Here is a 10,375-nt window from a genome sequence, read left to right as displayed (position 1 = left end):
ATAGCATGATATTTGAATTTGAACATCCATTATTAGGGCTTTATTTGACCTCAGAACAGAATTTTGATTATTAGACGTATTTTCAGTTGGGTTTTAGTTTTTCATTCAAGGTAACCATCAGAGACGATCAAACCATAAAATTTAAAGAAATGGAGGAACTGGCGATGAAAGGTTTTAACACTGGTGATGGTTACATGGGATTGGTAGATGGTAAATATATCTTGTTTGCCAGCGAATCCGATTACTATGAATACATGAATGAGTAAGGAAGGAGCATTTACGATGGCAAAAGTATTTATCACACTGACAGGAACAAACCATTATTTCGGAAATAATTTTCTTGAAAAGGGTACGAAAATCAGACTGGAGAAAGAGCCGGATAACGAGTATGACAAAGAAGCAATTAAAATAACTTATGAAGGCCTTGGAAAAATTGGGTATGTGGCGAACAGTTCTTATACCGTTATTGGTGAATCCATGAGTGCCGGACGTCTCTACGACAAGATCGGAGATATTGCATATGCAAAGGTGGTATTGGTCACACCGGCTGGGACAATCTGTAAAATCTGTAAAAAGAGTCTGGTAAAAGAAGGGGGAACACAGGAATAATGAAAAATAAAACTATGTGCACCCGGAATATGGAGTTATTGATCATTTTATTGAAGCCCTGACCGGTATTAAGAACAATTGTACATGAGATCAAAGCAAAAAAGATGTACGATATGTCTCCCACCTGTGGTATACTTGTATTATCATTGGGTAAAGGGAGAAGTGCATCATGCCAAAAGGAACGAATCAGAAATTTAAACTGTACCGTCTGGCACAGATCATGCAGGAAAAGACAGATGAAGAACATTATATTACCATGCCGGAGATCATGAAGAGTCTGGCAGAATATGATATTACAGCTGATCGTAAAAGTATCTATGCAGATCTGCGGGATCTGAGTACTCTTGGTGTTGAAGTAGAAGGAGAACCAACAGGAAACCGTTACCATTATCATGTGGTTAACCGCCCGTTTGAGCTTCCGGAACTGAAACTTCTGGTGGATGCAATCCAATCTTCCAAATTTATCACTGAAAAGAAATCGAATACCTTAATTAAGAAGCTGGAAAAACTGGTCAGTAAATATGATGCACAGAAACTGCAGCGGCAGGTATATGTGTCCGGAAGGATAAAGACGATGAATGAGAGCATCTATTATACGGTAGATGCGATTCATAATGCAATTTCAGAAAATAAGAAGATCAGATTCCAGTATTATCAGTGGAATGTAAAAAAAGAGATGGAACTCAGGCATAACGGAGCCTGGTATCATATCAGTCCCTGGGGCTTGTCCTGGGATGATGAAAATTACTATCTGGTAGGTTATGATTCCGATGCTGAGAAGATCAAGCATTACCGGGTAGATAAAATGCTTCATATCAAATTATCAGGTGAGAGCCGGGAAGGAAAAGAGTATTTCAAAAAACTGGATATGGCAGATTATGCAAAGAAAAGTTTTGGAATGTTCGGAGGAAAAGAACAGACCGTAAAGCTGCTGGTAAAAAACAGTCTGGCAGGTGTTATTATTGACCGGTTCGGAAAGAATGTGATGTTGATTCCGGCAGATGATGAACACTTCACAGTGAATGTAGCTGTGCATGTCAGCAGACAGTTCCTGGGCTGGGTATTTTCGCTGGGTGAGGATATAAAGATTGTTGGACCGGATGACGTAGTGGAGCAGATGAAAATAGAAATTGAAAGATTGATGAAGCAATATTCATAGGGAAAATGGATGAAAAATGCTAATGTTCTTGCATCAGAATGTTATTTCAGGTATAATGATCTAGGTATAAGTCTGCAAAATGGGCAGACGTTTCTACTAACCACCGAACTGGTTGACTACCTCTTATGTAGTCAATCTTTTTTTATGTGTGAGAATATTTTATGGGAGGAAACAGAATGTACGATGTAGTAATTGTAGGTGCAGGACCGGGAGGAATATTTACTGCATATGAATTATTAGAGAAAAGACCGAATTTAAGTATTGCTGTTTTTGAGATGGGAAATGAATTAACAAAACGCCATTGTCCGATTGATGGAGACAAAGTGAAATCTTGTATTCATTGTAAGAACTGTTCTATCATGAGTGGTTTTGGAGGCGCAGGTGCATTTTCAGATGGTAAATATAATATTACCAATGATTTTGGTGGGACGCTATACGAATATATTGGTAAAAAATCTGCATTAGAATTAATGGAATATGTAGACAGGATCAATCTTGCGTTTGGTGGAGAAGGAACAAAACTGTATTCTACGGCAGGATCAAGTCTGAAGACACGCTGCATGCAAAACGGTTTACATTTATTGGATGCATCTGTTCGCCATTTGGGAACAGATATTAACTATATTGTGCTAGAACATTTATATGATCATCTGAAAGAAAAGATTGATTTTCATTTTAATTGTTTCATTGATAAAGTAGAAAAACTGGACAGCGGATATCGAATCTATCATGAAGATTCCTATTATGATGGTAAGGAATGTGTTATTTCCGCAGGGCGCAGTGGAAGTAAATGGATGGAAAACGTCTGTCAGGATCTGGATATTAATACGAATTCGAATCGCGTGGATATCGGAGTTCGAGTGGAACTTCCGGCAGGAATCTTTGCACATCTGACGGATGAGTTATATGAAAGCAAGATAGTGTACAGAACCTCAAAGTATGAAGATCTGGTGCGTACATTCTGTATGAATCCCAAAGGTGAAGTTGTAAACGAAAATACAAATGGGATTGTTACTGTTAACGGCCACAGCTATGAGGATCCGGCAAAGCAGACAAATAATACAAACTTTGCGTTACTCGTTGCAAAGCATTTTTCAGAGCCTTTCAAAGATTCTAATGGATATGGAGAAAGTATTGCCCGATTAAGCAATATGCTGGGCGGCGGCGTGATTGTCCAGCGTTTTGGAGATCTGATCAGAGGCCGCAGAAGTACAGAAGAAAGAATCAGCGAATCCTTTACCGTTCCAACGTTAAGTGCAGCTGCAGGTGATCTGAGTCTTGTCCTTCCGAAACGTTTATTAGATGGTATTATTGAAATGATCTATGCCCTGGACAAAATCGCACCGGGAACTGCCAGTGATGATACCTTACTGTATGGTGTAGAGGTAAAATTCTACAATATGGAGGTGGAACTGGACCACAACCTGATGACTCGCCATGAAGGACTTTATATTATTGGTGATGGCAGCGGTATTACGCATTCTCTGTCACACGCTTCGGCAAGTGGAGTATATGTTGCGAGACAAATTGTTTCAAAACTGTAGAGGTGACTATGGCAACAATAGTGCAAATCAGTAAGTGAATGTCTGAAAAGTGGCATTGCTTAAAAAAGTACGTTTGACCACGGTAAAACATGTTCAGGGAGAATTTAAGATCTGTTGACTTTGGGAAGAATCCTGAGGACGACAGGTCTTTTTTATTATCATTTGCGGAATAAAGAAAATGCAAAGAAAGTGCAAAGAAAACGCAAAGAAAACATCTTCAGGGGATGCATTCGCCTCAGCGACTTGGTATAATAAAAATTTGGAGGATGAATAAAATGGACATATCAAAAGCCGACAGAGAACGTTACCGTGAGCGTGTTTCAAACTGGCGGGAACATTATAAGGGAAAATGGAACAGGGCGTTGTCTGTACTTTTAGTGATGGTGACAGTCCTGTCACTTCTGTCAGGCTGCGGCGGGAAGAGTGCGGCACAGGAAGATGCAGAAACAATCACGGTGTATTTATGGAGCACAAAGCTGTATGAAACCTATGCACCATATATTCAGGAACAGCTTCCGGATATTAACGTTGAATTTGTAGTAGGGAATAATGATCTGGATTTCTACAGATTTCTGAATGAAAACGGTGGATTGCCGGATATTATAACCTGCTGCCGCTTTTCTCTGCATGACGCCAGTCCCCTGAAGGACAGTCTGATGGATCTTTCCACAACCAATGTGGCAGGCGCTGTCTATGATACATACCTGAATAGTTTTATGAACGAGGATGGCAGTATAAACTGGCTTCCGGTGTGTGCAGATGTCCATGGATTTGTAGTGAACAAAGATCTTTTCGAACAGTATGATATTCCTTTGCCAACCGATTATGAAAGCTTCGTTTCTGCCTGCCGGGCATTTGATGAGGTGGGGATCCGTGGCTTTACGGCAGACTATACCTATGATTATACCTGTATGGAAACCCTGCAGGGGTTGTCTGCGTCCGAGCTGTCTTCCGTAGAGGGACGCAGGTGGCGTACTGCCTACAGTGACCCGGATAATACAACAAGAGTGGGGCTGGACAGCACCGTCTGGCCGGAGGCTTTTGAACATATGAACCAGTTCATTCAGGATACAGGGCTTAGCCGGGATGATCTGGAGCTGAATTATGATGATGTAGTTGAGATGTATGAAAGTGGTAAGCTTGCCATGTATTTCGGCAGCTCGTCCGGTGTGAAAATGTTTCAGGATCAGGGCATTAACACAACATTCCTTCCATTTTTTCAACAGAATGGTGAAAAGTGGCTGATGACTACGCCATATTTTCAGGTGGCACTGAACCGTGATCTGACACAGGATGAAACGCGCCGAAAGAAAGCCGTGAGGGTACTGAACACAATGCTTTCCGAGGAGGCACAGAACCGGATCATCTATGAGGGGCAGGATCTGTTAAGCTACAGTCAGGATGTGAATCTCCATCTTACGGAATATCTGAAGGATGTAAAGCCTGTGATTGAAGAAAACCATATGTATATCCGTATTGCCTCAAATGATTTTTTCTCTGTTTCCAAGGATGTGGTTTCTAAGATGATTTCGGGAGAATATGGTGCAGAGCAGGCCTATCAGTCATTTAATACCCAGCTTCTTGAGGAAAAATCCGATTCGGAGGATATCGTGCTGGATTCACAGAAATCCTATTCCAACCGCTTTCACAGCAGTGGGGGTAATGCGGCTTATTCCGTTATGGCAAACACTCTGCGTGGTATTTATGGGACGGATGTGCTGATCGCAGCCGGAAACAGCTTTACGGGAAATGTGCTGAAGGCCGGTTATACAGAGAAAATGGCGGGCAATATGATCATGCCCAATGGTCTTTCAGCTTACAGCAGCAGGATGAGCGGGGCGGAGCTGAAAGAAACGATCCGGAATTTTGTAGAAGGCTATCAGGGTGGATTGATTCCTTTTAACCGAGGCTCCCTGCCTGTGGTCAGTGGTATTTCTGTGGAGATCAGGGAAACGGATGATGGTTATACATTGAGTAAGGTTACAAAGGATGGGAAAAAGGTTCAGGACAATGATACGTTCACGGTAACCTGCCTTGCAATACCTAAACACATGGAGGCTTATCCGACAGATGATAAGATTGTATTTGATGGAGGGGATACCTCTGTGAAGGATACCTGGACAGAATATGTTTCAGATGGTGATGCCATTCTTGCAGAGCCTGAAGACTATATGATCCTGAGGTGAGAAGAATGGATATTAAGAATCATAATACAGACAGAAAGAGACCTGCAGCCATGAGAAAATGGTTAAAGACAGCCGGCTTTACAGCTGCTTTTCTGGGAATCGTCTGGATAGTTTTTCAATATTCTGGATTTGTGTCGGAAACGGTTTATGAGGAAAGTGTTTCTCATCTGGCGGAGGTCTTTCATCAGTCAGACAATATGTTACGGGAGCTGACAAATAAGAATCTGACGTATCTCCATATGTGGGGTGAGAATCTGAAGAATATCTCCGGAGAAAGCGAGATCCGTGAGTATATAGAAAAAGCGCAGAAGGATGCCGGCTTTCTGGAATTCTATTTTCTGTCAGATGACGGCAATTATAAGATGCTGACAGGCGAAACCGGATACCTTGGATTACAGGAAAACAGTGAAGAGGAGATCCGGCAGGGAAAGGATGTTATAACAAAGACAGCAGTTCCCGGAAAAGCTCAGAGGATTGTTTTTGCCACTCCTGAGGCACATGGAAGCTATCAGGGCTTTGAATATGATGCCATTGCCATTGCCTATGAAAACGCTGATATTGTAAAGATACTGGATATTTCTGCGTTCAATGGAAATGCCAGGAGTTATGCTGTTCATCCGGATGGCCGTGTTGTGGTCGATCATTCTTTTGAGTCATGGGGGAAGGTGTATAATTTCTTTGGCGTCCTGAGAGAGCATTCCGATATGTCCGAAAAAGAGATCAATGAGCTTTCGGAGAAGTTCAAAGAGGGACATGCGGATGCGATGCTGGTAAAGCTGGATGGAAGGAACTATTATCTGGTCTATGAAAAATCGGATATTCAGGACTGGATATTTCTGGGAATTGTCCGGGTGGACATCGTCAATGCCGGTATGAACCGTCTGCAGTTTAGTACCATGCTCCTTATGGGGGCAGTCGTGCTCTGTATTGCCGCATTTCTTATCAGCCTCATCATCCAGAGAGACCGGATAAGCCTTAGAAAAAAGGATACGGAGATCCTGTACCGGGATGAGCTGTTTCAAAAGCTTTCCATGAATGTGAATGACGTTTTCCTGATGCTGGATGCCAAGACCTGTCAGGCAGATTACGTCAGTCCGAATGTGGAAAAGCTTCTGGGTATTACCGTAGAGCAGCTCCGTAAGGATATTTGTGTTCTGGGAAAACTGAATCCCGGGAATTCCGAAGCTCCGGAGAAGAATTATCTGGAGGGGATCCAGGTTCATGAGCAGAAAGAAGGCGATTTTGAATATGTTCATCAGAAAACGGGGGAGCGGCGCTGGTTTCATAGTATTGCAATGGGCAGCGAGGTAAATGGAAAAAAGAAATATATCCTGGTCATGTCGGACCGTACCTCTGACAGAAAATTGAATCAGGCACTTTCTGAGGCAGTACGTACGGCGGAGGCTGCAAACAGGGCAAAGAGTACCTTTCTTTCCAATATGTCTCACGATATCAGGACACCGATGAATGCGGTTATCGGCTTTACGACACTGGCTGTAAGCAATATTGATGATAAAAAAAGAGTCCGGGATTATCTGGACAAGATCCTTTCCTCCGGCAATCATCTGCTCTCGCTGCTCAATGATATCCTGGATATGAGCCGGATCGAGAGTGGAAAAATCCATCTGGAGGAAACGGAGGTCAGTCTGTCGGAGGTGCTTCATGATCTGAAGACTATGATCAGCGGGCAGATCCAGGCGAAGCAGCTGAAATTTTATATGGATGCGGTGGATGTTACAAATGAGGATGTCTATTGTGATAAGACGCGGCTGAACCAGGTGTTACTGAATCTTTTGTCCAATGCGGTTAAGTTTACTCCGGCAGGCGGAACCGTTTCTGTTTGTCTGAAACAGTATCCGGGGACAGGAAGAGACAGTGGACTGTACGAGATCCGGGTGAGGGATAACGGAATCGGCATGAGTCCGGAATTTGTACAGAAGGTTTTTTCTCCTTTTGAGCGGGAGCGGACGTCTACCGTCAGCAGGACTCAGGGGACCGGACTTGGCATGGCCATCGCCAGGAATATCGTGAATATGATGGGAGGCACCATCGAGGTTCAGACAGAGCAGGGAAAAGGCACCGAATTTACTGTCCGTCTGCCATTGCGGATCCAGTGTGAGCATCACCGCACAGAGAAGACCGCAGAGCCGGAGGAGCTTAAGGCCCTTCCGGCAGCAGGTCCGGATTTCAGAGGCAGATGTCTGTTGCTTGTGGAAGACAATGAACTGAACCGTGAAATTGCGGTGGAGATCCTCAGTGGGTATGGTTTCCTGGTTGATACCGCAGAAAATGGAGCAGTGGCAGTGGAAAAGGTTCAGAATTCGGCACCGGGTAAGTATGATCTGGTGCTGATGGATGTGCAGATGCCGGTAATGAACGGATATGAGGCCACGAAGCAGATCCGTATGCTGGATGACCCGGCGCTAGCGGGAATTACCATCCTTGCCATGACTGCCAATGTGTTTGAGGAGGACAGAAAGAAAGCACTGGAATGTGGTATGAATGGCTTCTTATCCAAGCCGATCGTGATAGAGGAACTGATCTGCACACTGCAAAATAGTCTGGCGGATCAGTAATGAAAAAGCCTGCCAGGAAAAGCGTACAGCTTCCTGGCAGGCTTTGATCTATCCGGAAAATTTATCGTTATAATGAATATGCATATCCTCCCAGTCCATGAACAATACATAAAATACTCTTCCGTATTGCTGGCTTTCTACGATTCTTCCGTGGTCAAGCACAGAAAGGTAGGTTCCGTCAGCCTTTCGAAGATGAAAGTGAATATAGTCATTCTCATTGCCGCTGTCAATCTGTTTCCAGATACTTGCTTCGATCTGATCCTGTTCATCCTCCCGAATCAGGCTGCGAAAACGTTTCTTTGTAAGTCGGAACAGCTCATCGATACTGTTATATCCGGTTATATGAAGGAATTCATCGTTTGCATAAAAGAGCTCATCATCCTCTTTGGCGGCTCTGTATATGATAAATGCACCGGGAAGATGTTCAGAGATATCCTTGAGTGCGAAGCCTAGCTGTTTCCGGACTCCTGATTCAAGCCCTTTCCTGTAAGGCATACATCCATTTTTTCCGTGAAGCTTTATTTCATAAAGGGCAGCATCGGCACGGCGCATAAGCTGTGAACGGTTGGCTGCAAAGGTTGGATATTCTGCATATCCAAGAGAAATATAAAAGGCATGCTCTTCACCATGACAGGAGAAGGTCTTTGGAAGCCGGGTGAATTGCTGCAGCGGTTCAGCTGCTTCCTCCAGGGTACAATTTGGCATAAGAATACAGAATTCGTCACCACCGTTTCGTCCCAGCAATGTATCAGATGGGAAAAAAGCCTTCATGTCATTTGCAAAATTCTTTAATGCTTTGTCTCCGTAACTGTGTCCATAGATATCATTGATAAACTTAAAGTTATCAATATCGAGGAGAGCAGCGACAAAATGTGCCTTCGGATTTTTAGAGATCATCATTTCTGCTGACACATCAAACCCATAGCGATTATAAATACTTGTAAGAGTATCGGTGTGTGCCAGTATCTGAAATTTGTTCTTATGTTCTTTTGCTATTAACCATACCCTTGTAATAACTGACAGAAGCAGACTTATAGTAAGGAATATTCCAATGATTACTGCGATCATGGTACTGTTTCTCCATCCACTTTCAGGTGCCACCTCAAATCTCCAGGTTTCGTCTCCGATGGTAAAAGCATATGAAACAGGATGGGTTATTTGACCATCTGACTGATAAATCACCTTATAAGTGTCACTCCAGGGGGTATCTGTTTTTAAAATCCTACATTCATATCCAAAATTTGAAAGTGCCTGGATCGAGTCTGAAAAATGTCCGGAACACGCAGGATAACAATCGTAAATCCCCAGAAATACTCTTGTCCGTTTTGATCCTCCAGGTAGACCGGATTGCGGACTGCAATTCCATAGCCGCTCTGCTTCAATTCGAAGGGTCCCTGTGTAATGATTGTATGATTGTATCGACTTTTCATACAACGCAAGGGGAAAAATACGGTGAAAGCTTTGATGAACAAGCGATTCTTAATGGTGAAGATAAGCTTCCAAACAATACGGATATTTATGCTGTTTCCGACAGCGAGATCCAAGCCGGGAGAATTGCAGATGATATAGAATGTCTGATTAAAACAAGGAAGATCTACGGCAGTTTCTACATTGAAATATTGAGTTCGGAGCCCGCTGATATCCCTAAGGATCATTTGCGTGCGTATGTACAGGAAAATAGAAATGGACTGTTGCTGTTAGAACAAAAATTCAATCAATTCAATTAGCAAGACAGGTCAAACGGGATTTACATCAGAGAATCGTTGTTTGGCGATTTGGTAAATTCTGATAAATTAATTTTATAGGGAACAGAAACTTTGAATTTTGGGAGGTAATGACCATGAAGAAAATACTAATATTGTTGCTATGTCTTTTACTTACGGCCTCAATCACGGGTTGTGGTACACAGTCAATAAAGCCGATTGACACAATTGAAGGAAACATGAAAACATACAGTGAAATGTCAGACGGTACATGGCAGTGCGATGGACATATCTACAAATACAGGTTGGAAATCAGTGGACGACTGAGTAATGCCGTTAAGGACAGCACATACATTTATTTAAGCAACATAGAAGATATTACCTTCGAACAAGCTTGGAAAGCATCTGGGCTTAGCAGTAATATGGATGATTACTTTGATATTGACGAAGCAGTATTGGTTGAATTACCAGACTGACAACTTTGAAGTTGTAAATATCATTTTACATTTTTATATGAAATCACAATATGACTTGGTGCAAATAATACTGATGCAATAATCAATAGCACTGACCTACTCATAATCCCACTAAATAAGAA

At 42.7% G+C, this 10,375-nt stretch carries 8 protein-coding genes and 1 riboswitch; of the genes, 7 read left to right on the top strand and 1 reads right to left on the bottom strand.

The window, feature by feature from the left end:
• Positions 1 to 282: 282 nt before the first annotated feature.
• The 5 genes from ACTQ3K_RS12370 (at position 283) to ACTQ3K_RS12350 (ending at position 8,074) form a co-directional block, all read left to right on the top strand.
• The gene (locus ACTQ3K_RS12370) at positions 283 to 609 is read left to right on the top strand and encodes an HIRAN domain-containing protein (protein ID WP_441568210.1); all 327 of its coding nucleotides are present in this window, start codon (positions 283 to 285) and stop codon (positions 607 to 609) included.
• Positions 610 to 778: 169 nt separating this feature from the next.
• Positions 779 to 1,768: a helix-turn-helix transcriptional regulator gene (locus tag ACTQ3K_RS12365; RefSeq protein ID WP_441568209.1), complete on the top strand. Its 990-nt coding sequence runs from the start codon at positions 779 to 781 to the stop codon at positions 1,766 to 1,768.
• Positions 1,769 to 1,810: 42 nt separating this feature from the next.
• Positions 1,811 to 1,907: riboswitch (purine riboswitch) on the top strand.
• Positions 1,908 to 1,944: 37 nt separating this feature from the next.
• Complete coding sequence (locus ACTQ3K_RS12360) at positions 1,945 to 3,312, top strand: NAD(P)/FAD-dependent oxidoreductase (protein ID WP_441568207.1); 1,368 nt, start codon at positions 1,945 to 1,947, stop codon at positions 3,310 to 3,312.
• A 380-nt stretch (positions 3,313 to 3,692) separates the two neighbouring features.
• A complete protein-coding gene (locus ACTQ3K_RS12355; RefSeq protein WP_441568211.1) occupies positions 3,693 to 5,498 on the top strand; it encodes an extracellular solute-binding protein in 1,806 nt (601 codons plus the stop codon).
• 5 nt (positions 5,499 to 5,503) lie between these two features.
• Positions 5,504 to 8,074, top strand: a complete 2,571-nt coding sequence (locus ACTQ3K_RS12350; RefSeq protein WP_441568206.1) for a hybrid sensor histidine kinase/response regulator — start codon at positions 5,504 to 5,506, stop codon at positions 8,072 to 8,074.
• 48 nt (positions 8,075 to 8,122) lie between these two features.
• On the opposite strand, the gene ACTQ3K_RS12345 is transcribed toward ACTQ3K_RS12350, so the two are convergent.
• Positions 8,123 to 9,142 carry a sensor domain-containing diguanylate cyclase gene (locus ACTQ3K_RS12345; RefSeq protein WP_441568205.1) on the bottom strand — a complete coding sequence of 340 codons (1,020 nt, stop codon included), beginning with the start codon at positions 9,140 to 9,142 and terminating at the stop codon, positions 8,123 to 8,125.
• Between the two features lie 71 nt (positions 9,143 to 9,213).
• Here ACTQ3K_RS12345 and ACTQ3K_RS12340 point away from each other — a divergent pair, with 71 nt between their 5' ends.
• The gene (locus ACTQ3K_RS12340; protein WP_441568203.1) at positions 9,214 to 9,801 is read left to right on the top strand and encodes a hypothetical protein; all 588 of its coding nucleotides are present in this window, start codon (positions 9,214 to 9,216) and stop codon (positions 9,799 to 9,801) included.
• A 113-nt stretch (positions 9,802 to 9,914) separates the two neighbouring features.
• Positions 9,915 to 10,253 carry a hypothetical protein gene (locus ACTQ3K_RS12335; protein WP_055158441.1) on the top strand — a complete coding sequence of 113 codons (339 nt, stop codon included), beginning with the start codon at positions 9,915 to 9,917 and terminating at the stop codon, positions 10,251 to 10,253.
• Positions 10,254 to 10,375: the final 122 nt, after the last annotated feature.

The organism is Candidatus Paralachnospira sp. LCP21S3_A2, from assembly GCF_052118925.1.
Classification (GTDB): domain Bacteria; phylum Bacillota; class Clostridia; order Lachnospirales; family Lachnospiraceae; genus Lientehia.
The sequence above is the reverse complement of the archived record's forward strand: the minus strand, read 5'-3'. Positions and strand labels throughout refer to the sequence as shown.

Excerpts from the sequence above, each read along its gene's own strand:
- ACTQ3K_RS12355 (WP_441568211.1), top strand. The coding sequence starts at position 3,693 with ATGGTGACAGTCCTGTCACTTCTGTCAGGCTGCGGCGGGAAGAGTGCG.
- ACTQ3K_RS12345 (WP_441568205.1), bottom strand. The coding sequence starts at position 9,142 with ATGATCGCAGTAATCATTGGAATATTCCTTACTATAAGTCTGCTTCTG.
- ACTQ3K_RS12340 (WP_441568203.1), top strand. The coding sequence starts at position 9,214 with ATGAAACAGGATGGGTTATTTGACCATCTGACTGATAAATCACCTTAT.
- ACTQ3K_RS12335 (WP_055158441.1), top strand. The coding sequence starts at position 9,915 with ATGAAGAAAATACTAATATTGTTGCTATGTCTTTTACTTACGGCCTCA.
- ACTQ3K_RS12370 (WP_441568210.1), top strand. The coding sequence starts at position 283 with ATGGCAAAAGTATTTATCACACTGACAGGAACAAACCATTATTTCGGA.
- ACTQ3K_RS12350 (WP_441568206.1), top strand. The coding sequence starts at position 5,504 with ATGGATATTAAGAATCATAATACAGACAGAAAGAGACCTGCAGCCATG.
- ACTQ3K_RS12360 (WP_441568207.1), top strand. The coding sequence starts at position 1,945 with ATGTACGATGTAGTAATTGTAGGTGCAGGACCGGGAGGAATATTTACT.
- ACTQ3K_RS12365 (WP_441568209.1), top strand. The coding sequence starts at position 779 with ATGCCAAAAGGAACGAATCAGAAATTTAAACTGTACCGTCTGGCACAG.